General features: G+C 65.2%; 22 protein-coding genes and 1 rRNA gene. 11 read left to right on the plus strand and 12 right to left on the minus strand.

Features of this window, described 5'->3' with window-relative positions:
* Positions 1–52 precede the first annotated feature (52 nt).
* The 7 genes from HALRU_RS08215 to HALRU_RS08245 all read left to right on the plus strand — a co-directional run bounded on the left by HALRU_RS08215 (position 53) and on the right by HALRU_RS08245 (position 6,206).
* A complete protein-coding gene (locus HALRU_RS08215) occupies positions 53–1,576 on the plus strand; it encodes a replication factor C large subunit (RefSeq protein ID WP_015300940.1) in 1,524 nt (507 codons plus the stop codon).
* 103 nt (positions 1,577–1,679) lie between these two features.
* On the plus strand, positions 1,680–2,813 hold the full coding sequence (gene hisC / locus HALRU_RS08220) for a histidinol-phosphate transaminase (protein ID WP_015300941.1): 1,134 nt from the start codon (positions 1,680–1,682) through the stop codon (positions 2,811–2,813).
* Complete coding sequence (locus HALRU_RS08225; RefSeq protein ID WP_015300942.1) at positions 2,810–3,400, plus strand: adenylate kinase family protein; 591 nt, start codon at positions 2,810–2,812, stop codon at positions 3,398–3,400. The genes hisC and HALRU_RS08225 overlap by 4 nt, the downstream gene beginning before the upstream one ends.
* The gene (locus HALRU_RS08230; RefSeq protein ID WP_015300943.1) at positions 3,397–4,008 is read left to right on the plus strand and encodes a CDP-alcohol phosphatidyltransferase family protein; all 612 of its coding nucleotides are present in this window, start codon (positions 3,397–3,399) and stop codon (positions 4,006–4,008) included. The genes HALRU_RS08225 and HALRU_RS08230 overlap by 4 nt, the downstream gene beginning before the upstream one ends.
* 114 nt (positions 4,009–4,122) lie before the next feature.
* Positions 4,123–4,665 carry a multiprotein bridging factor aMBF1 gene (locus HALRU_RS15975; protein ID WP_015300944.1) on the plus strand — a complete coding sequence of 181 codons (543 nt, stop codon included), beginning with the start codon at positions 4,123–4,125 and terminating at the stop codon, positions 4,663–4,665.
* Positions 4,666–4,743: 78 nt separating this feature from the next.
* Positions 4,744–5,388, plus strand: a complete 645-nt coding sequence (gene tpiA / locus HALRU_RS08240) for a triose-phosphate isomerase (RefSeq protein ID WP_015300945.1) — start codon at positions 4,744–4,746, stop codon at positions 5,386–5,388.
* A 203-nt stretch (positions 5,389–5,591) separates the two neighbouring features.
* Positions 5,592–6,206, plus strand: coding sequence for a toll/interleukin-1 receptor domain-containing protein (locus HALRU_RS08245; protein ID WP_015300946.1), 615 nt, complete (start codon positions 5,592–5,594; stop codon positions 6,204–6,206).
* 44 nt (positions 6,207–6,250) lie between these two features.
* Here HALRU_RS08245 and HALRU_RS08250 read toward each other — a convergent pair whose 3' ends face one another.
* Positions 6,251–6,937: a J domain-containing protein gene (locus tag HALRU_RS08250; RefSeq protein WP_015300947.1), complete on the minus strand. Its 687-nt coding sequence runs from the start codon at positions 6,935–6,937 to the stop codon at positions 6,251–6,253.
* A 103-nt stretch (positions 6,938–7,040) separates the two neighbouring features.
* On the opposite strand from HALRU_RS08250, the gene HALRU_RS08255 reads away from it, so the two are divergent.
* Complete coding sequence (locus tag HALRU_RS08255; protein WP_015300948.1) at positions 7,041–7,472, plus strand: DUF3054 domain-containing protein; 432 nt, start codon at positions 7,041–7,043, stop codon at positions 7,470–7,472.
* A gap of 261 nt (positions 7,473–7,733) precedes the next feature.
* Positions 7,734–7,961 carry a hypothetical protein gene (locus HALRU_RS08260; protein ID WP_015300950.1) on the plus strand — a complete coding sequence of 76 codons (228 nt, stop codon included), beginning with the start codon at positions 7,734–7,736 and terminating at the stop codon, positions 7,959–7,961.
* Between the two features lie 77 nt (positions 7,962–8,038).
* Here the strand turns inward: HALRU_RS08260 and HALRU_RS08265 are convergent, their stop codons facing one another.
* From HALRU_RS08265 to asd, 3 genes are all read right to left on the minus strand, one after another.
* Complete coding sequence (locus HALRU_RS08265) at positions 8,039–8,890, minus strand: enoyl-CoA hydratase/isomerase family protein (protein ID WP_015300951.1); 852 nt, start codon at positions 8,888–8,890, stop codon at positions 8,039–8,041.
* Positions 8,887–9,786 (minus strand): 3-hydroxyacyl-CoA dehydrogenase family protein, encoded by a 900-nt coding sequence (locus HALRU_RS08270; protein ID WP_015300952.1) that lies wholly within the window; start codon positions 9,784–9,786, stop codon positions 8,887–8,889. The genes HALRU_RS08265 and HALRU_RS08270 overlap by 4 nt, the downstream gene beginning before the upstream one ends.
* Before the next feature lie 98 nt (positions 9,787–9,884).
* Positions 9,885–10,922: an aspartate-semialdehyde dehydrogenase gene (gene asd / locus HALRU_RS08275; RefSeq protein WP_015300953.1), complete on the minus strand. Its 1,038-nt coding sequence runs from the start codon at positions 10,920–10,922 to the stop codon at positions 9,885–9,887.
* A gap of 189 nt (positions 10,923–11,111) precedes the next feature.
* Between asd and HALRU_RS08280 the strand changes: the two genes are divergently transcribed.
* Positions 11,112–11,390, plus strand: coding sequence for a hypothetical protein (locus tag HALRU_RS08280; protein ID WP_015300954.1), 279 nt, complete (start codon positions 11,112–11,114; stop codon positions 11,388–11,390).
* 147 nt (positions 11,391–11,537) lie between these two features.
* On the opposite strand, the gene HALRU_RS08285 is transcribed toward HALRU_RS08280, so the two are convergent.
* From HALRU_RS08285 to HALRU_RS08310, 6 genes are all read right to left on the minus strand, one after another.
* Entirely contained in the window at positions 11,538–11,729 is a 192-nt protein-coding gene (locus HALRU_RS08285; protein ID WP_015300955.1) for a 30S ribosomal protein S17e, read from the minus strand.
* Between the two features lie 69 nt (positions 11,730–11,798).
* A complete protein-coding gene (locus HALRU_RS08290) occupies positions 11,799–12,440 on the minus strand; it encodes a DUF447 domain-containing protein (RefSeq protein WP_015300956.1) in 642 nt (213 codons plus the stop codon).
* Positions 12,437–13,288, minus strand: a complete 852-nt coding sequence (locus tag HALRU_RS08295; RefSeq protein ID WP_015300957.1) for a triphosphoribosyl-dephospho-CoA synthase — start codon at positions 13,286–13,288, stop codon at positions 12,437–12,439. The genes HALRU_RS08290 and HALRU_RS08295 overlap by 4 nt, the downstream gene beginning before the upstream one ends.
* A gap of 24 nt (positions 13,289–13,312) precedes the next feature.
* Positions 13,313–14,170 (minus strand): hypothetical protein, encoded by an 858-nt coding sequence (locus HALRU_RS08300; RefSeq protein ID WP_015300958.1) that lies wholly within the window; start codon positions 14,168–14,170, stop codon positions 13,313–13,315.
* A gap of 13 nt (positions 14,171–14,183) precedes the next feature.
* The gene (gene cofD, locus HALRU_RS08305) at positions 14,184–15,176 is read right to left on the minus strand and encodes a 2-phospho-L-lactate transferase (RefSeq protein ID WP_015300959.1); all 993 of its coding nucleotides are present in this window, start codon (positions 15,174–15,176) and stop codon (positions 14,184–14,186) included.
* A gap of 70 nt (positions 15,177–15,246) precedes the next feature.
* Positions 15,247–16,791, minus strand: a complete 1,545-nt coding sequence (locus tag HALRU_RS08310; protein WP_015300960.1) for a hypothetical protein — start codon at positions 16,789–16,791, stop codon at positions 15,247–15,249.
* A gap of 305 nt (positions 16,792–17,096) precedes the next feature.
* Here HALRU_RS08310 and HALRU_RS15690 point away from each other — a divergent pair, with 305 nt between their 5' ends.
* Positions 17,097–17,255 carry a hypothetical protein gene (locus HALRU_RS15690; protein ID WP_171814986.1) on the plus strand — a complete coding sequence of 53 codons (159 nt, stop codon included), beginning with the start codon at positions 17,097–17,099 and terminating at the stop codon, positions 17,253–17,255.
* On the opposite strand, the gene HALRU_RS08315 is transcribed toward HALRU_RS15690, so the two are convergent.
* Together HALRU_RS08315 and rrf are read right to left on the minus strand one after the other, a co-directional pair.
* Positions 17,239–18,645, minus strand: a complete 1,407-nt coding sequence (locus HALRU_RS08315) for a S8 family peptidase (RefSeq protein WP_015300962.1) — start codon at positions 18,643–18,645, stop codon at positions 17,239–17,241. The genes HALRU_RS15690 and HALRU_RS08315 overlap by 17 nt on opposite strands.
* Before the next feature lie 283 nt (positions 18,646–18,928).
* Positions 18,929–19,050 (minus strand): 5S ribosomal RNA (rrf, locus tag HALRU_RS08320).
* Positions 19,051–19,164 lie beyond the last annotated feature (114 nt).

The raw sequence follows: 19,164 nt of genomic DNA on the forward strand, positions 1-19,164 counted from the left end.
CCCGAGGACCCACTCCGGAATCACTAAACTTGACGCAACCTAATCGCCGTCAATGACCGACTGGACCGAGAAGTACCGCCCGGATACGTTGTCGGCGGTACGGGGAAACGACAAGGCCCGCGACGCGCTCCGCGAGTGGGCCCAGAACTGGGACGACCACCGGAAAGCGGCGATCGTCCACGGAAGCCCCGGTGTCGGAAAGACCTCGGCCGCACACGCGCTGGCCGCCGACATGAACTGGCCCGTGATGGAACTGAACGCGAGCGACCACCGCGGGAAAGACATCATCGACCGCGTCGCGGGTGAGGCCTCGAAGTCGGGCACGCTGACGGGCGGCACGAGCGGCCGCCGGCTCGTGATCCTGGACGAAGCCGACAACTTCCACGGGAACGCCGACTACGGCGGCTCGCGGGCGGTCACGGACGTCGTCAAATCGGCCAGCCAGCCCATCGTCCTCGTCGCCAACGAGTTCTACGACATGAGTAACTCGTTGCGCAACGCCTGCGAGACCATCGAATTCCGCGATGTCTCCACGCGCTCGATCGTTCCCGTCCTCCGAGACATCTGCCGCAAGGAAGGCATCGAGTTCGAGGCGGACGCCTTGCGCGCGATCGCCGAGAACACGAGCGGTGATCTGCGATCGGCGGTCAACGACCTGCAGGCGATCGCCGAATCGACGGAGCGACTCACCGAGGAAGACGTCGTCACCGGCTCGCGAGATACCACGGAAGGCATCTTCGATTACCTCGACGAACTCATCAAGGAGAAAGACGCCGAGGGAGCGCTGAAAGCCTCCTACGACGTCGACGAGACGCCGGACGATCTGATCAACTGGATCGAGGACAACGTGCCGAAGGACTACGCCGGCGCCGAACTTGCCGACGCGTACGGCTACCTGTCGAACGCCGACCGCTGGCTCGGGCGGGTCCGCGCGACCCAGGAGTACAGCTACTGGCGCTACGCGACAGACAACATGACCGCTGGCGTCGCCGCCTCCCGCCGGGAGCCGAAGGGCGGCTGGACCCGCTACGGCCCGCCGAGTTACTGGTCCAAACTCGGGCGGAGCCGAGGGAGCCGGAACACGCGCGACGCGATCGCCAGCCGAATCGCCGACCGTGAGGGGGCGAGCATCGCGACCGCCCGCAACGACATCCTCCCGTATCTGGCATCGATGACCCACCACTGCCGCAATCGTGATCTCACCGTCCAGATGGCGGCCGCCTACGAGCTAGACGAGGCCGAAGTCTCGTTCGTCACCGGCAGCGGCAAGGACACGAACAAGGTCGAATCGATCGTCGAAGACGCCGAAGCGCGCCGTGAGGCAGCAGCGGTCGAACACTCCGGTGACGCCTTCCTCGACGCCGTTCGGTCGGACGGCGACCACGACGAGACGAGCGAGTCGACGCCCGACAGCGAACCGGCGAACCAGCAGACGCTCGCTGACGATGGGCAGTCCGGAGACGACGGGAGCGCAAACTCGGATGCAGACGCCGCGGGCGGGGGGAGTACCGACGCAGCTGACAGCGATGCAGGCGACGGAGACGACGGACAATCCGGCCTCGGCGACTTCGTGTAGCGCACGGATTCGTCGCCACGGCCTTCCCCGCCTCTGCTGGAGCCGGATAGCTGATCCGGGGCGTTGCGGACTTCTTAAGAGTCGCCGGTGAGGAGTAGCGCACATGCAGCCACGAGATCTCTCGACCCACGCGACGTACGAGGCGGGTCGGGGCATCGAGGAGGTCGCCCGCGAACAGGGGCGCGATCCGGACGAGTTCGTCACCCTCTCCTCGAACGAAAACCCACACGGGCCCGCCCCGGCAGCAGTCGAGGCGATACGGGCGGCCGCGTCATCGGCACACGCCTATCCCAAGGCAGCCCACGCCGACCTGACCGATCGACTGGCCGAGGAGTGGCACGTCGATTCCGCCCAGATCTGGCTCGGGAACGGCGGCGACGGCGCGATCGATTACCTCTCCCGGGCGATGGTCGATCCGGACGATACCGTCCTCGTCCCGGAGCCGGGCTTTGCCTACTACGCAATGAGCGCGCGCTTTCACCACGGCCGCGTCAGGACCTACGAGCTCTCGAAGGACGACGATTTCGAGCAAGAGCCGGAGACCATCCTCGCAGCTGCCGAGCACGATCGGCTCCTCTATCTCACCTCGCCGCACAACCCATCCGGTTCGACGGCCTCGCTCGAAACCATCGAACGAATCGCCCGCGAGACGGCCGACGAGACGCTCGTCGTCGTCGACGAGGCCTACGGCGAGTTCGCCGAAACCGACAGCGCCGTCGCCCTGATCGAGGGACGCGACGGGTTCGACGCACGAGACGACGTCGCCGTGATCAGGACCTTCTCGAAGGCCTACGGCCTGGCCGGCGTTCGCCTCGGCTACGCCATCGTTCCCGGGACGTGGGCGGACGCCTACGCACGCGTGAACACGCCCTTCGCCGCGAGCGAACCCGCTTGCCGAGCCGGGCTGGCCGCGCTCGACGACACCGATCACGTCGAGCAAGCGGTCGACTCCGCACGCTGGGCTCGCGAGTACCTCGCGTCCACCGTCGACGCACCCGCCTGGCCGAGCGACGGGAACTTCGTCCTCTTCGACGTCGGAGACGGCACCGCCGTCGCGGCGGCGCTCCAGGACCGCGGCGTCATCGTCCGCGACTGTACGAGTTTCGGCCTGCCCGGGTGTATCCGGGTGAGCTGTGGCACGGAGTCGGAGACGAAGCGCGCCGCCGACGCCATCGGCGACGTCCTCGCGACGCGCGACGGGCGGCCCACGGCTGACGAGGAGGTGAGTCGCTCGTGAGAGTCGCCGTCACCGGCACGCCGGGGACGGGCAAGACAACGGCGACGGCAGCCCTCGTCGACCGGTTCGACGCCAACGTGGAAGCCGACACGTCGACATCCGCCGTGACGGTCGATGGGAAAGAGACGGTCGACGAACTCACCGCAGACGATATCTGTCACCTGAACGACCTCATCGAGTCCGAGTCGCTGTACACGGACGTCGACGAGGACCGGGACAGCGTCATCGCCGATATGGACGCCCTCGAATCGGTCGTCGACGACCGTGCGCCGGTCGTGGTCGACTCCCACCTCGCACACCACCTGCCGGCCGACCGCGTCGTCGTCCTCCGGTGTGAACCGAACGAGCTGGCCCGTCGCCTGCGCGAGCGGGGAGAAGCTGCCGAGAAAGCACACGAAAACGCGGAGAGCGAGGCGCTCGACGTGATCCTCGCCGAGGCGGTCGAATCCCACGGCCTGGAGTCCGTCTACGAGATCGACACGACGGAACGCACTCCCGACGACGTGGCCGACCGCATCGTCGATGTCCTGACGGGCGAACGGGAACCGAGTGCCGGGACCGTCGACTTCGTGGGGTACCTGCAATGACGCTCGATCAATTCCGTCCCTACATCTCGGGGGTCCTCAGGCCGTTCGTGAACGGGTTCGATCGACTCGGAATGACGCCCAACGGCGTGAGCGTGGTCGCGTTCGTGACGGCACTCGGCGCCGCTGGTGCCTTCTACCTCGGCGGGGCGTCAGCCCAGTGGTGGTACGCAGCCGCCTCGCTGCTCGTGCTGCTAAACGGCTGGCTCGACGTCGTCGATGGCGCACTCGCCAGAAAACAGTCGGTGGCGTCGCGTGCCGGCGACATGCTCGACCACGTGCTCGATCGCTACGCCGACGTCGTCATCATCGTCGGACTCGCCGCAGGGATCGAAGCCTACCCGCTGGGCATCGCCGCCGTCACCGGCGTCCTCCTCACCTCCTACCTCGGCACGCAAGCCCAAGCGGTCGGGCTGGACCGCGTCTACGGCGGCCTCGTCGGTCGAGCCGACCGGCTCGCACTGATCGGACTGGTCGGCTTCCTGGCCGTGCCCCTGTCGGGTGCGTACGGCGGCCACGGACTGGTCTGGTGGCTGCTCGCGTTCCTCGCCGTCGTCGGTCATCTGACGGCGATCCAGCGATTCTACTACGCCTGGCTCGCGCTCAAGTAGGCCAGGTGACGATTGGAAGCGGGAGACGTCTCGTCCGCATCCGGCGGACGAATCGATTCGCAAGACGGTCACCGGGGCGCATCCTTTATGACTCGGCGTCTCATACCCACCGCCATGGTTCAGTGTGAGATGTGTGGCGCCGAGACGCAGGCCCCGAAGACGATCAAAGTCGAGGGCGCGAAGCTGGACGTCTGCTCGAACTGTACCGACTTCGGGACGGAGGTCAAGACGCCAGGCTCCACCTCGAGCACGTCGACGAAGTACTCCACCGACAGTTCGGGGTCGAGCAGTGGGAGTGGGTCCACGAGTCGGTCGAGCAGTGGTGGGAGCAGTGGCGGCGGTGGCGGCCGATCGTCGGATATGTTCGACGAGATGGACGAAATCGCGCCGGATTACGACGACGCCATTCGCCAGGCCCGTGAGGAAGCCGGGCTGAGCCAGTCAGAACTGGCGAACGAACTCAACGAGAAGGCGAGTCTCATCCGCAAACTCGAACGCGGTGAGACGTTGCCGAGTGACGAGGTCCAGTCGGAACTGGAACAATTCTTCGACCTGTCACTCTCCGCGAGCACTGGAGGGAGCGACGACACCGAGTGGAGTGGTGGCTCGTCCTCGGGAAGTTACACCCTCGGCGACGTCGTGAAACGGAAGGACTGAGATCGGCGACTACCGCCGGCTGGCCCTGCTGGCACCGGACTCGCAAGGTTTTTCCTGCCGCCCGGAAGCCGTTCGGGTATGTTCGTCCTCGTCAACACCAAGACGTATCCGTGTGACCCAGTCGCCGTCGCCGAGGCGGCGAGGGCCGTCGAACCGTCGACCGACGCCAGACTCGCCGTCGCACCGGAGCCGACCGCACTGGCCGCAGTCGCCGAGACGGGAATCGAGACCTGGGCCCAGCACGTCGACCCGATCGAGCCGGGAAGCAACACCGGCTCGATCCTCGCCGAGTCGGTCGCCGACGCCGGAGCCGCAGGAACGCTGCTCAATCACTCGGAGCGTCGCCAACGGCTCGACCAACTGGACGAGAGCCTCACGGCGAGCGGGCGAGCCGGCCTCGAGACGATCGTCTGTGCGAACACGCCCGCCCAGGCCGGGGCCGCAGCCGCGCTCGGCCCCGATGCAGTCGCGATCGAGCCCCCGGCACTGATCGGCGGCGACACGCCGGTCAGTCAGGCGGACCCGAACATCGTCGAGGACGCTGTCGACGCCGTCGGTGCGGTCGACTCCGCCGTGTCGGTCCTCTGTGGCGCCGGCATCTCGACCGGCGACGACGTCCTTGCCGCCCGTGAATTGGGCGCCGACGGCGTCTTACTCGCGAGCGGCGTCGCGAAAGCCGACGACCCTGCCGGCGCGCTCGAGTCACTCGTCGACCCGCTTTAGGGCGACGTCAGCCCGACCGGATTACTAATCGATCGACGGGGTAGACACGGTTGTCGATAGTCAGAGACAGCAAAAGACGACGAATCGGCCCGATCAAATCTTTTATTTCTAAATCTGTGGCGTGTCCATACCACATTTCCGTACCTGGCAACGGGATGTAGATACATTAATAACGATGTACCGTCGTGGTAGACTAACCGATAATGTCCGGAGAACAGGTGTTCGTCTCGCACGATCCAGCCGACCTGTCTGTCGTTCAGGAGCTGTTCTCGACGGTGAAGAACTTCCCGTTCGGGGTGCATCTGGCGCTCGAAGCCGTCGAGTCCGGCCGGAGCCGTGAACGACTGGAAGGCCGGCTGGCGAACAGCGACGTCGTCGTCGCGGTCCTGACGGAATCGTCCGCGGACAGCAAGTGGATCAACCAGGAAGTCGGCTACGCCATCGCGAAAGGGATCCCGGTGGTGGCGCTGTACACCGACCCGTCGCTAGGCGGTGGGTTCCTCGACGGCGTCGAGGGCGTCACACTCGATCGGGATAACTTGACCGAGACCGTCTTCAATCTTCTCAGCCGACTCCGGGCCGAGCTCGCACCCCTCGGCGCGCTCTCGGTACCGAACTGGTACATCAGGTTCCCCTGCACGCTCGCAGACTGTGGCCACCCGGTAACGCTCGAACTCGAGGAGGGGCAGACGAAACTCTGGAAACTCCACAAACACGGCCAGTTGCTCGAAACGAGCTGTGACGTCTGTAAGACGAGTTATTACTTCGACCCGGCGACCATCGGCTTCGTCAGGCGAGAAGAAGCGACGATCAACTGACGGGGCCAGTCAACCGACGACGCAGGTGCGTGAACCGCCAGAACTCACTTCAGTCGTTCGTACGCACCCCTGACGAGTCGGAACGCCTCTCGGGTCCCCGTCGGTCGGTCCGGGTGAGCGTGTTTGACCTGTTCCTGAAATGCCGCACGGATCTCCTCGGCCGAGGCGTCTTCGTCCACGTCTAAGATCTCTCTGGCATCGACACGCCGCATCGCCACGTCGACGACGATCCCCTCGTCGACGGCAGTCTCTTTGCAGGTCGGGCAGAGTGATTCGACCCGGTCATCGACGAGCGTGACGCGATACGGTTCCGCACGGATCCACTCACGACAGTGACCGCACAGTCGCTTACTGGGAGCGATTTCGGTCGAGGAGGTCACCCCGGCGTCGGGGGCCGAACGGGCGTCGGAAGCGGTGGGAGACGAACCGGTCCCCTCGCTACCCGCGTTGGGCTGGTGCGCCCGACACGCCGAACACAGCGACAGGACGGTGCCGTCCGTCAGGACGACGTCCTCGACGTCGGCCGTCTCGACGGTCGACCGACAGCCTTCGCAGGTCGCGCTCGCCGTCTCGAGTTCTGCCCGCTCAGCGGCTGCACGGGCGTGTGGCGTACAGGTCGGACAACAGGCAACCTGTGTGCCGTCGGGCATCGAGACGGTCGTCAACCGTCCGAGCACGACGGACCGGTCGCAGCCGTCACAGCCTTCCCGTCTGTTGTCGGCGACACCCATCTACGCGGGAATATGTGTTCGTGATATATTAGTTCTGCTCTCCCACACCCGGCCGGTTCACGGAAATCGAGACACCGATACCGTTCGAGCGAGCATCCCCGATATGAACGTGGCTACCGACAATCGCTGGCCGCCGGTTCGACGCGCCGATCAGTGGCCGCTCGCACTGGACAGTCTCGCCATCGTCGTCCTCACGATGGTCGGTCAACTGAGACACGGCTATACGCCCCTCGAGTGGCCGATTCGCACCGTCGAGACCATCACACCGTTCGTCCTCGGCTGGCTCGTCTGTGCCGCCCTGCTCGGGCTGTATCGAAACAGACGACGACTCACCCTCCTGACGCACGCTCGGGCCGTCCTGGTCTGCTGGCTGGCCGCCACGAACGTGGCGTTCTTGATCCGCGGCCTGCCCATTACCCCCGGCAACGTGCCCTGGTCGTTCATGGTCGTCATGGTCGGGCTTGGCGCCATCGCTATCCTCACGAGCCGACTGGGCTACGAGTACGTCGTCCGAACGAACGAGAACCGACTCTAGCCCATCGAGTGTATCGTGGTACGTCCCCACTGATTCACGCAGCCATCTGACAGCCCGCCACAGAACTGACTGACCGCACGAAAGAGCTTATTATGGCCGGCTCACACCCGGTCGTGTCGATCCAGGTTGGAGTCGACTGGCCCCACAACCACCCCATAACTTATCGAAAACCCATTCACAACCAGACCGTCATGACCGAGTCAAGTACGATTAGAATATGGCGAATCTTTATATAGCCATTTCACGTAGTACTGAATAGCTATGGCCCGGTACTACGACATCATTCTGGCCCTTATCCCCCTCTCGCTGCTGGGTATCGCAGCGGTCCTGATCGTCGCCGGTCTCCCGACGGTCACGGCGATTCCGGGCGGGGCACTCGTGGCGACGGCGCTGATCGGTCACGCACTATTCGTCAACGGCCCGCAGGACGACGTCGAGTACACTGCGGTCGAAGCAACGAGTAACTCACCCGTCGTCAACGCTGACTGATCGACTGGCGAATCACTCACGCCGTTTCTCAGAAAGCTCCTGCGCCACGTCCCCAAGCAGCGGACGTGTCATCGTCGTCAGCGCCCTTCCCACTCCGGCTCTCGATCCTCGAAGAAGGCGTCGATCCCCTCGTTCTTGTCGGCCGTCGCGAACAGTTGGACGAACAGTTCCGACTCGTAGTCGATGCCTCGATCGAGCGGCATCCGGGCGCTGGCCTGGAGTGCCGATTTGGCGTACTCGAGGGCGAGCGGACTGTTCGCGGCCATCGACCCGGCGAGATCGTAGACGACTTCGTCGAGCGTGTCGGGCGAACACACGTCTTCGACGAGGCCGATGTCACGCGCCTCGTCGGCGCCGATCACGTCGCCGGAGAGGATCAGTCGCTTCGCCTGACCGGGTCCGACGAGTCGCGGGAGCCGCTGGGTTCCGCCACCGCCGGGGATCAACCCGAGCGTAATCTCGGGCTGGCCGAGTTTCGCCCGTTCGTCGGCGATTCGAACGTCACAGGCGGTTGCCAATTCGAGCCCGCCACCGAGCGCGTGGCCGTTCACGCGGGCAATTACCGGCATATCGAGGTCGTCGACGACCTCGTAGACTCGCGGGCGCTTGCTCTTTTCGCGTTGTGCGACGAGGTCGCGCTCGCGCAACTCGCCGACGTCCGCGCCGGCGACGAACGCCTTCGCCTCGCTCGAGCCCGTGAGCACGACGACGCGGACCCGGTTGTCCGATTCGAGTGTCGGCAGCGCCGTTTTCAGTTCCTCGCGAACGGTCCCGTTCAGGGCGTTTCGGGCGTCGGGTCGGTCGATCGTCACGGTCGCGACGTGATCGGTTCGCTCACCGATCTCGACGTCGATCGTCTCGAACGATCGTTCCGAGAGATCGGACCCCACGGTGGACTGGTCGTCGCTTCCCGCTTCGTCGTCGCTCATTGGCCAGCCCCCACGGAGCTCGTCGTATCGCCGCTCACGCCCACGACCTCGCCGTCCTCCCAGACGTAGAACCCTTCACCCGTCTTGCGACCGAGCTTTCCGGCGCGCACCTTCTGCTTGAGCAATTGCGGCGGCTTGAAGCGTTCGCCGAGTTCCTCGCGGAGGTGTTCGAGGATGTCCAGGCGCACGTCGAGCCCGACGACGTCGGTGAGTTCGATCGGGCCCATCGGGTGGTTGTATCCGAGTGTCATCGCCTGGTCGACGTCACGCGGGGACGCCACACCCGTTTCGAGCATGCGGATGGCCTCGACGCCGAGGGCGACGCCGAGTCGCGAGGACGCGAAGCCGGGCGAATCGCGAACCGTGATCGGTGTCTTCTCGATTCCCTCGACGAACTCGCGGGCCGTTCCGACCGTCTCGTCGGTCGCCTGCTCGGGGACGACGATCTCGACGAGCGCCATGAGATGAACCGGGTTGAAAAAGTGGAGCCCGATCGCCCGCTCGGGCCGCTCCAGGACGCTCGCGATTTCGGTCAGCGACAGAGCCGACGTGTTCGACGCGATGAGCGTCTCCGAACCCGCCACGTCCTCGACGGACGCGAACGTCTCCTGTTTGAGCTCGACGTCTTCGGGCACGGCCTCGACGACGATATCGGCGTCTTCGACTGCCATTTCGAGGTCGGTCGTTCCGGACAGTCGATCGAGTGTCGCCGACTTTGCGTCGGGCGTCACCTTCTCGCGTTCGACGCCGGCTGCGAGCGTCGATTCGATCTCGTCTATGCCGTCGTCGACGTATTCGGACTCGATGTCTCTGACGACCACGTCGTGGCCGGCCTGGGCGGCGACCTGGGCGATCCCCTGTCCCATCGTTCCGGCACCGAGTACGGCTACGTGCATACGAGTGACTGTCACGCCGGAGCGATTAAGCCGTTCGGAACGCGGACAGGCTCGCGAGGAAGCTGGTATCGACGCCACCGACGGCGATCCGGTACGGCTCAGACGTAGCCGCGCTCGACGAGCAGCTCGCCGTTGAGAACGCTCGCCCCGGCAGCACCGCGAATCGTGTTGTGTGCGAGGCAATTGTATTGGATGCCGCCGGTGGTCGTCGAGTCGAGTCCGCCGACGGAGATGGCCATGCCGTCGCCGCGACGACGGTCGAGGCGCGGCTGGGGTCGGTCAGGATCGGCCAGGACCTCGATGAACGGATCGGGGGCTGTGGGCAGGTCGATCCCAGGATACGTGGTCATCGCGTCGGCAACGATATCTGGTGAAATGGATTCGGCCGTCTCGACCCAGACGTTCTCCAAGTGGCCATCGAGCGTCGGGATCCGATTGACCGACGCCGAGACGGTCACGTCGTGGTGACTGATCCGGTCGCCGTCGATCGATCCCAGCAACTTGCGCGACTCGGTCTCGAGTTTCTCGGCCTCACCGCCGATGTGTGGCACCGCGTTGTCGAGTATCTCCATCGAGGTGACGCCGTCGTACCCGGCCCCCGAGACGGCCTGCAACGTCGCAACGTGGACACGTTCGAGGCCGTAGTCCGTCAGTGGCGCCAGCGTCGGGACGAACGTGATCGTCGAGCAGTTGGGATTCTTGACGAGGGCACCGTCCCACCCGCGCTCCGCGCGCTGAACCTCGAGTAGTTCGAGGTGATCGGCGTTGAGTTCGGGGATAACGAGCGGGACGTCCGTCGCCATGCGCTCGTTCGAAGCGTTCGACGAGACGACGTAGCCCGCCTCGCAAAAAGCCGGTTCGACCTGGGCGCCGACGTCGGACGGGAGTGCCGAGAACAGCAATGACACGTCTTCGGGGAGCGCCGACGGGTCGGTTTCGACGACGGTCTGGGCAGCGATCCCATCCGGAATGGGAGCGTCCAACCGCCACGTGGCCGCCTCGCGGTATGGGTGTCCGGCGCTCGATTCGCTCGCCGTCAGGACGGCGACCTCGAACTGGGGATGCGGTGCGAGTAACTCGACGAGGCGCTGCCCGACGGCACCGGTCGCGCCGAGAATTCCGACTCTAATACTCATTGTGGTAGCGTCGCGGACGGGGACCAAAAGCCGTTGTGTTGTGTGCAAAGGAGACCGGTCGAGTCGAATAGCCATCTCCGACCGGATTCCAGCCGTGCAGATAGAAGAGATTAAGCGACCGGAGCGAAATCGTCCGACCAACGACCGCACTGGCATCGGGATCATCCGGCCAGCGCGCACTCACCGACCATGTACGAGAAAGTCACCGACCCGATCGTCGACACGCTGCTCGAGGGATCGCTCGTCAATCGAATCGTGCTGATCGCCGGCATTTGCCTGATTATCTACGGCGCCTTCGAGATTCTGGGCGTCTACGCGAATATCTGGAACCAGCTCATTCCGGGCCCCGGTGAAACCGATCGACTTCGACCCATCCTCACCGCGTTTATCTCGGTGATCGCGGGGCTGTTCGCCGTCGTCATGGGCGCGGTAATGGACCTCTCCTGGAGCCCGGAACAGACCCACTGAGACGGCCCGTCACTTTTCGACAATCGATACGTCCGTCGGTACCCAACTACCTATCGGGTACGGACTGCTCCGAAGATTACACTCTCCGTGCCGACACCAGCTGCTTGCGGGCCTCGATTCGATGTACGAAGACGTGAAAAAGCGACGTCAGGCCGACGCCGGGACGCTCTGCTTGCGCGTGACGTAGCCGGCAATTCGGTTCCGGACGCCCTTCGAGTCGATGTTCGTCAGCTTCTCGACGCTCTCTTTGTTCTGCTCGAAATCGTCCGTGAAGGCCTGCGGGTAGCGCTCCAGCAGGAGCGTCGCGGTCTTCTTCACGTAGGCGGGTTTGATGGCCATGCGTGTGCCTCCGACCCCCGGCCCTTAATAAACACCGTTTTCCGATCGTCGAGAGGCCGACGATCTCACTCACTCGAGTTCGAGGGCAGCATCGACGTGCGCCACCAGCCGGTCGAACGCCTCCCGTTCGCGGGGACTGCCCGCCCGCTCGACGACGTCGTTCGCGTGGGCGATCGTCCGTCGACACGCAGCGTCGTCGTATCCCGGGACGTCGAGGCGAGAGGCGGCGACGCTGGCCTCGACGACGGCCCCGAGCCCGCGCGACAGCGTCGGGACGCCGCTGGAGACGACCACAGATTCGACGGGCGTGAGTTTCCAGCGGACCCACTCGGTCCCGTCCTCGGTACCGGACGCGGTCCGTTCGAATTCCACGCGCGCCCACGCGTGTGCCCGCTCCAGGATCGGATCGTCCACCTCGACGATCGAGAGCGCCGCGTCGACGAACGTGACCGGGTCGGTGACGAACTGGACGTACCCCTCGCCGGTCCGCTCGACGTTCCGCCGGGTTCGCGTCCGGCCCCACGTGGTGGCCGTCACCGGATCGTCCGCGAAGAGACCCAGTGGAGCGACGTTCCACCGTCCGTTCGGCCCCAGCGTCGTCACGAGAGACTCGGTGACGCCAGCGAGTTCGACCGGCCAATCGCCGGGGACGTCATCGGTGGGCACCTTAGCAGACTCGCCCGGGGCGTCCGGCTCGTCAGTCCCCGTCATACGGTGATCGATCCTCGCTCCAGGGCGATGAACAGCCCGGCCGCGGTGAGATCTGCCGTCGTTCCCGGATTGATCCCAGCCGCGACGAGGTCGTCGGCGAAGTCGGCGACCGCGGTTAGGTCACGTTCGAACGCGTTCCGATCGGCCAATGTCGCCGCTCGCTCGTGGACGTCCGCCGCGACGGACTCACCGTGGCGCGTTGCCACCAGCGTATCGGGTCGCTCGGCGAGCAACGACAGATAGACGCTCCCGGCTCGGTCGGCGATCGGACCGTCCCGATCGGCGAGTCGATCGGCCGCGGCGAACGACCGTTCGAACCCCGTCACCCACTCGCGCGCGACGTCGTCGTCTGGAACGCCGAGTTCGAGTACCGACTGGAGATCGAGCCCGCGTTCGCGAACGGCGGGAATCGCGTCCGCGCCGCGTCGCACGTCGAGCGCGGGCGCGTCAGGTGGCGGGTCGTCGACCGCGACGTCGACGTGGTCGAACGCACGGTAGAACGACGCCGCGTCCGAGACGGACGTCTCGGCGACGACGGATTCACACTGCGATCGTGTCATCCCCTGGGCGGCCGCGCACACGAGTGGGACGAGCAAGAGCAAGGCACCGAACTGCGTGTTGCCGCCGCGCTGGGTTGCCATCCCTTCGACGGCCCGTTCGAAAGCGACCCCCACCGGTTCGCCGGCTTCGGCCAGTTCGAGGCCCGCTCTGGCACCGATCGCACCGGCGAGAAAGTGCTCGAACCGGAGGTCCGGAAGGTCACGATCACGGTCGACGTTCCCGGGTTTCGGTGTCCCGGCAACCTCGAGTAACAACGCGAGCTGGGCGCGATCCGCCGGCCCGTTCATACCGGATGTGAGCGAGGAGCGTCCTTAGCTATTGTCCACTGACTCGATCGAGGGAGCAGATTCGTCGCCGTCCGGTCCAGACCTATTCGAGCTGAATCGAACCATCTCACCGCCCCCGGTCCTCTCATCGGGTTGCAACAATCGATCGACGGCGTCACGAACGCGTTCGCGAACGCGTGGATCGGTACTTGGTCGACCGATGCTCACTGCATCGGCCCCCATGGACGCGTACTCCGCAACGGTCGCCTCGTCCCGGACACCGTTGTTCGCGACGACGAACAGCTCGGTGGCATCGACGACGTCGGCCACGACCAATTCCGAATCCATCGCATCTACGTGTACGAACGAGCCACCCGCGGCCTCGATGGTGCGGGCGACTGACGGCAAGTCGACGCCCGGAACTTCGGCCCGGACTTTCACCCCGACCGTGGCACCAGTGTCGGCCGCGGTCGCGACGTACTCGCCGAGCCGGTCGGAATCCGCGAGGAGCGTCTCGCCACACCCGACGGCACGGAGTTCGTCCTGACGGCAGTGGGCGTTGAGTTCGAGCACGGCATCGTGGCGTCGGCACACGTGGGCAACGGCCCGGATCGGTCCGAGAGTGGTGGACCTGACGTTGATTCCCGGTCTAATCGGTACCGACGACAGGGCCCCGAGTTGGTCGTCGACGAACTGGATCGGATCGGGTGGAAGGAACTCGGATCGGCCACGAGCGACGAGGTCGCGAGCGGCCGCTCGTGCCGCCTCGTCGAGGGCGATCCCACCCATGAACGCGACGCCGGCTTCCTCGGCACCCTCACGGGCCCACGTGGCGTCGGACTCACCGCTCAGGCTCGCAAGGGCGAGTCGTGGCTCGAAGAGCGCATCAGAACTCGGTGCCATCAGTGGTCGATCGTCACTCGACACGGTCGATCGCCTGGGAGACCGCATCGACGACACGACGGGCGTCCGCGGGCGAATCGATCCGAATGTCTGTCTCGATCGTCGGCCGATCGAACGAACGTGACTCGGCGTCGTCGACGACGAACGCATCGGCGAAGGGATAGACCGACGGGAGGCCGGCCGTTCCCGGTGGGGCACCGACGGCATCCATCAGTTTCGCAGCTGGGCCGGAGAAGGCGTCGTCGCCGAGGAACGGAGAGACCGCGACGACGGTCGTCGAGGCGAGCGCGTCTCCAATCCCGGCAACCGAGAGCATCGGCCCGATACTCGTGACCGGGTTCGACGGACCAACGACAACGACGTCGTCGAGTGCGTCGATCACGCCCGGCGCCGGCGAGGCGTTCGCCGATCCCCTGAACTCGACGTTCTCGATCGCCGGCTCACCGTTCTCGGCCACCCAGAACTCCTGGAAGTGCATGAGTCCGTCCTCGGTGTGGACGAGCGTCGCGACCGGGTCGTCGCTCATCGGCAAGATGTCGATGGTGATGCCGAACGCGTCGGCGATCGCGGCGGTTGCCTCCGAGAGCGACTTGCCCTCGTCGAGCAAGCTCGTTCGCGTGATGTGGGCCGCCCTGTCGCGGTCGCCGATCGTCATGAACTCCCCCACGCCGGAGAAGCGCCGCCAGTTGGCGAGGTCGCGACCAGCCGTCTGTTCGTCGTCAGGGAGGTACGTCGGGGTCGACGACCGACCCATCGACGACGCGAGATCGGTGAGCGCGTCGTGCGTACGGTGCGTATCGCCGTCGATGCCCCACCACGTCTCACGATCCAGCACGCCGCCACCCTGAAAGAGAAGGGTATCGATGTCGGGAGAGACGAAGAGACCACCGAGCTCGACGTCGTCGCCCGTGTTGGCGACGACCGTCGTCTCCGCCGGCGTGAACGCCGCCGTCGCCCCGTCGAGGAGCTTCGGTGTCCCGGTCCCACCGGAGAGGAACGTAACCATGAACGGACGTTTCGAGAGGGATGGCTAAGGTGTTGCGGCCCCGATGCGGCCCTGCCGTCCTCGCGAAACGTTACAGCCACTCCGCGAACGAGCCGTCCAGAATCGTCTCGCGCTGGGCGTCGACGTACGCCCGTTGCATCTCGGTGATCGCGTCGGCGAGATCGGCGCCGGCATCGGCGTGCTCGCGAACGCGGTCGCGTTTCCATCCCGCCGGCGTCGTTCGTTGCTTGACTCGTTTCCGAAGGGGGTCGACGTACGCGGCGGCCTCGGCGCTCGAGAGTCCCCGGCTCGTCAGCCCGTCGGTCGCGTACGCGAGGATATCTGCGTATATTCGGTCGACGTCGGTCGTCTCCTGTCCGTCGTTGGTGATCCAGAACAGATCAGCGTCTAAGCCGTCTCGCATCGCGTCGTAGAAGTTCTCGCGGGCGTACTCCCACTCGAGGTCGGCGACCGGGTGTTCGAGCCGCGGGAGACTCTCCATCAATCCGGCGAACGTGGCCTGGAACGCGATCGAATCGCGGACCGTCGGCTGGGCCGGGATCGGACGGAACTCGATGCGGGCGTTGGCCGCCGATCGGGAGGCACCGTCGAAGACGGGCCGAACCCAGCGCCAGTACGTGCCGTGAGTCTGGCGGAGGTGGGCAAATCGATCGTCGTATCGGCCGAGCTTCTCGACGGGCATCGGGACGACGGTGTCGTCGTTGGCGATTCGGTCGACGGCCTCGTCGGTCGAGACCAGATCTGCCGGGAACCGAACCTTTCCCGGGGCCTCCCGACTCGCGTTCAACACCGTCTCGAAGACGCTGATCCGATGTTCCATCCAGCCGTCCGCGAGGGCGTCTTCGACGGTCGTGACGTCGTCGTAGCAATCCGGCGGGAAGAACGGCGAGTTGGCCCCGAGGGCGACCAGCGGACCGGCAATGCGCAGCGCGTAGTTGAAGTACGCCGGCAGGTCGGGTGCGTGCGGGACCTGGTAGTGGGGCTGGATCGAGGTGATCAAACTCTCCGGCATCACGGTATCAGCGTCGAGCGAGACGTGCGGTGCTTCGATCCGCATCCCCGCAGCCGACGCACGGTCCGTATTCGCCATCGCGTGATACCGTGCCGAGTCGCTCATGTTGGCCGCGATCTGCAGCGTCCGTTCCTCGCCGTCGACCTCGACCGTCCGCTCGACACTCTCGGTGAGGTACGCCCGGGCCGTCTCCCCCTCCGGCGGGATCGTCCACATCGAATCGCTCACCAGGCGCATATCCTCCGTGCTCGTCTCCGACAGCGCCGTCTCGAGTCTGGCCTTGACCTCAGACTCCTGTGCTTGCAAACCGTGGGCCGACAGCGGCTGCGGACTGGTCGTCATCTCCGCATTGTGCAACCCGAGTTCCTTCTCGAACCCGATGAGGTCGAGCAGTCGCCGCGGCACCCGAACGAGGGCGGCGTCGTCGGCGTCGACGGCGTAGAACTCGTACTCCAGGCCGACGATGGCCTGGGGGTTGTCGAAGACACCCTCCGCCAGTGCGGCCTTCAGTTCCGTCGCCTCGTCGTCGACCGCAGTCCGGTAAGACTCCGGATCGACCGCGAGTACGTCCGCCGTCCGCGAGAGTAGATCCGACTCGACCATGGACGGCCATGCGCGGGGCAGGGGCTAAAAAGGTGGTCCTCCAGTATCGCTCCACACAGCGTCGCCACTCACTGCGAGATGCGAACGGGCAACGGAGAACGAGCCACGTCAGGAAAACACCAGGTACAACCCGACGAACATGAGGAACGTCAGCACTGCCGTTTCAAACGGAACGAAGCCGACTCCGCCAGCGACGTACGTTACGACGAATGCCGGGAGAAACAGTCGGTCGCGTGCTGGAAGTCCCCCACAGCGCCGGAACCGTCTACAGACATACGAGTTCGGTAGTCGGACAGTTCAATTAAATGGTTCGACAGACACGTCGAACGGAGATGCTCGACGTCGGTGTCTCCGACGAGTTCGAACAGATCGAGGGAATTGTCGAGTCTCGGCCGCCACAGCCGATCGCACGGTACATTCACCGGACAGTGAGTACCGAGGTCGGCGTTATCGAGCTCGTTTGACGAGTTCCCGGAGATCGAGGTGGCCGGCACCGTGGTACGTCTCGCCGTCGGCCGGCATGGCCGCCGTCTCCTGAATGAGCTCCTCGACCTCGGCGGCACTCGCATCGGGCCGGAGGGATCGAACGAGGGCGACGGCGCCGGCTACCTGCGGTGCCGCCATCGAAGTGCCCGCCTTCCAGCCGTACCCCGGGACCAGAGAACCGTCCTCGCCCTGGATGGAGATCGTCGACAGGACGAGATCCCGGTAGTACGTCTCCGGCCCATCCGTGTCAGCGTTCCCGCCTCCCGCGCTCACGTCGACGGCACTGCCGTAGTTCGTGTAGAACGCGGGCGTCGTCGTCGGTTCCTGCAGTCGGTTCCCTGACAGCCACTTCTCCTCGTTGTCCGCGTGCTTGTGACCCCAGCCGAATCCGATCGGGCCAGTTGCCGAGACACCAAAGATACCCTCGACCTCCGTCGGAAGCGAGATGATCCCCTCCTCGTCCATGTCCTGGCCGTCGTTACCTGCCGAGTTGACGATCACCATTCCCTCCGAGCGTGCGTACTCCGCAACGGCCTCGTAGGCCGCCTTGAGTGCCGGGACGCCGGGAGTCGTCTCGGGGAGCGGTGGATACCCGAGGCTGATATTCGCCGCATCACAGCCCTTGTTCGCCGCATCAACGAGCGCCGCGAGCACGTCACCGGTGACGCCCTCGACGCCCGAGAACACACGCAGGGCAACGATTTCGCTGTCCGGTGCCGTCCCGAGGGCTCCGCCGTTCGGCCCATCGTTGGCGTTCGTCGCGGCGATCGTCCCGGCGACGTGCGTCCCGTGATCGCCGGCGCCATTCGGCCGCCAGTCGTACTGATCCGTCGTGAAGTTTGCAGAGAGATCCGCGTTGACCACACCCTGCAGATCCGGATGGCCGTCGTACACACCCGAGTCCACGACCGCGATCCGCGATCCCTTCCCCCGTGTCGTCTCGTGGACGGTCCGGCCCTCGCCCGGTTTGTCGGTCAGGTCCGCCACGTCCTGGACTCGCTTGTCCCACTGAAGTTCCGTGATCGTCGCCGGACCATCGTGATTGTGACTTGCCGCGTGCGGGCCCGGAGCCTCCATCGCCAAATCAGCGACCTCGTCCTGATACACTGCCACGTCGGGGATCGTAGACGCAGCACCGGGTACACTGTCTGGATCACCACGCGCAGCGAGCAATCCGACCTCACTGATATCGTGAACGATCTCGACGTCGGCCGGCACATCGCTCCGAGACACATAAGACAGATCGATCAGAAATCGATCGGTCCGGCCCTCTGAATCCGCCGCCGCGATTGTCCCAGTCCCCAGTACCCCAGCCCCGATACCGGTCCCAAGTACCGTGAGGAACCGCCGCCTGTCATGTGAAGACATTGCAATCAATGGCTTGCGTGATACTCATAAAGAAGTTACTGTTCAGGCCATTTGGAGTCGCAACTCACGGGACGGTAGCAATCGATCACCGTTACGCGTGGCCTGCCGCGAAGCACTCCACCAACGAACGATCCCAGAACCACACTGCGAGCTGGCCAGCGGGACAAACTCGTCGAGCGGGGACAGCATGACCACTCACCCAGAGTGAACCAGGGCCCGCCAGCAGCGAGCCCGAAATGCAAAAAACCCCACACAGCAGGTGCTGTGTGAGGCTGAATATGAGTGGAGGCGGCGAATCGGGGGTCCCAGCGGGTCTCCCACGCCAGTACTTGCCGATACGCAGGTGGGCTTAACTTCCGTGTTCGGAATGGGTACGGGTGTTGCCCCACCGCTCTGGCCGCCTTAACGCCGACTCGTGGAATCGAACCACGACCTACCTCCGAGATCGGTGGCAAAACCGTATGATACGTGTAGTCCAGTTCGCGCCTGGACCCGAACTCCGGGTCCGATCCATGCGAA

It is taken from the genome of Halovivax ruber XH-70, from assembly GCF_000328525.1.
Lineage (GTDB): Archaea > Halobacteriota > Halobacteria > Halobacteriales > Natrialbaceae > Halovivax > Halovivax ruber.

What these genes read in the sequence shown, in the direction of transcription:
- tpiA (WP_015300945.1), top strand. Translation starts at nt 4,744, where the DNA reads ATGTTCGTCCTCGTCAACACCAAGACGTATCCGTGTGACCCAGTCGCC.
- asd (WP_015300953.1), bottom strand. Translation starts at nt 10,922, where the DNA reads ATGAGTATTAGAGTCGGAATTCTCGGCGCGACCGGTGCCGTCGGGCAG.
- cofD (WP_015300959.1), bottom strand. Translation starts at nt 15,176, where the DNA reads ATGGTTACGTTCCTCTCCGGTGGGACCGGGACACCGAAGCTCCTCGAC.
- HALRU_RS15690 (WP_171814986.1), top strand. Translation starts at nt 17,097, where the DNA reads ATGGTTCGACAGACACGTCGAACGGAGATGCTCGACGTCGGTGTCTCC.
- HALRU_RS08265 (WP_015300951.1), bottom strand. Translation starts at nt 8,890, where the DNA reads ATGAGCGACGACGAAGCGGGAAGCGACGACCAGTCCACCGTGGGGTCC.
- HALRU_RS08245 (WP_015300946.1), top strand. Translation starts at nt 5,592, where the DNA reads ATGTCCGGAGAACAGGTGTTCGTCTCGCACGATCCAGCCGACCTGTCT.
- HALRU_RS08285 (WP_015300955.1), bottom strand. Translation starts at nt 11,729, where the DNA reads ATGGCCATCAAACCCGCCTACGTGAAGAAGACCGCGACGCTCCTGCTG.
- HALRU_RS08315 (WP_015300962.1), bottom strand. Translation starts at nt 18,645, where the DNA reads ATGTCTTCACATGACAGGCGGCGGTTCCTCACGGTACTTGGGACCGGT.
- HALRU_RS08215 (WP_015300940.1), top strand. Translation starts at nt 53, where the DNA reads ATGACCGACTGGACCGAGAAGTACCGCCCGGATACGTTGTCGGCGGTA.
- HALRU_RS15975 (WP_015300944.1), top strand. Translation starts at nt 4,123, where the DNA reads ATGGTTCAGTGTGAGATGTGTGGCGCCGAGACGCAGGCCCCGAAGACG.
- HALRU_RS08290 (WP_015300956.1), bottom strand. Translation starts at nt 12,440, where the DNA reads ATGACGGGGACTGACGAGCCGGACGCCCCGGGCGAGTCTGCTAAGGTG.
- HALRU_RS08230 (WP_015300943.1), top strand. Translation starts at nt 3,397, where the DNA reads ATGACGCTCGATCAATTCCGTCCCTACATCTCGGGGGTCCTCAGGCCG.
- HALRU_RS08280 (WP_015300954.1), top strand. Translation starts at nt 11,112, where the DNA reads ATGTACGAGAAAGTCACCGACCCGATCGTCGACACGCTGCTCGAGGGA.
- HALRU_RS08255 (WP_015300948.1), top strand. Translation starts at nt 7,041, where the DNA reads ATGAACGTGGCTACCGACAATCGCTGGCCGCCGGTTCGACGCGCCGAT.
- hisC (WP_015300941.1), top strand. Translation starts at nt 1,680, where the DNA reads ATGCAGCCACGAGATCTCTCGACCCACGCGACGTACGAGGCGGGTCGG.
- HALRU_RS08260 (WP_015300950.1), top strand. Translation starts at nt 7,734, where the DNA reads ATGGCCCGGTACTACGACATCATTCTGGCCCTTATCCCCCTCTCGCTG.
- HALRU_RS08270 (WP_015300952.1), bottom strand. Translation starts at nt 9,786, where the DNA reads ATGCACGTAGCCGTACTCGGTGCCGGAACGATGGGACAGGGGATCGCC.
- HALRU_RS08295 (WP_015300957.1), bottom strand. Translation starts at nt 13,288, where the DNA reads ATGAACGGGCCGGCGGATCGCGCCCAGCTCGCGTTGTTACTCGAGGTT.
- HALRU_RS08300 (WP_015300958.1), bottom strand. Translation starts at nt 14,170, where the DNA reads ATGGCACCGAGTTCTGATGCGCTCTTCGAGCCACGACTCGCCCTTGCG.
- HALRU_RS08250 (WP_015300947.1), bottom strand. Translation starts at nt 6,937, where the DNA reads ATGGGTGTCGCCGACAACAGACGGGAAGGCTGTGACGGCTGCGACCGG.
- HALRU_RS08310 (WP_015300960.1), bottom strand. Translation starts at nt 16,791, where the DNA reads ATGGTCGAGTCGGATCTACTCTCGCGGACGGCGGACGTACTCGCGGTC.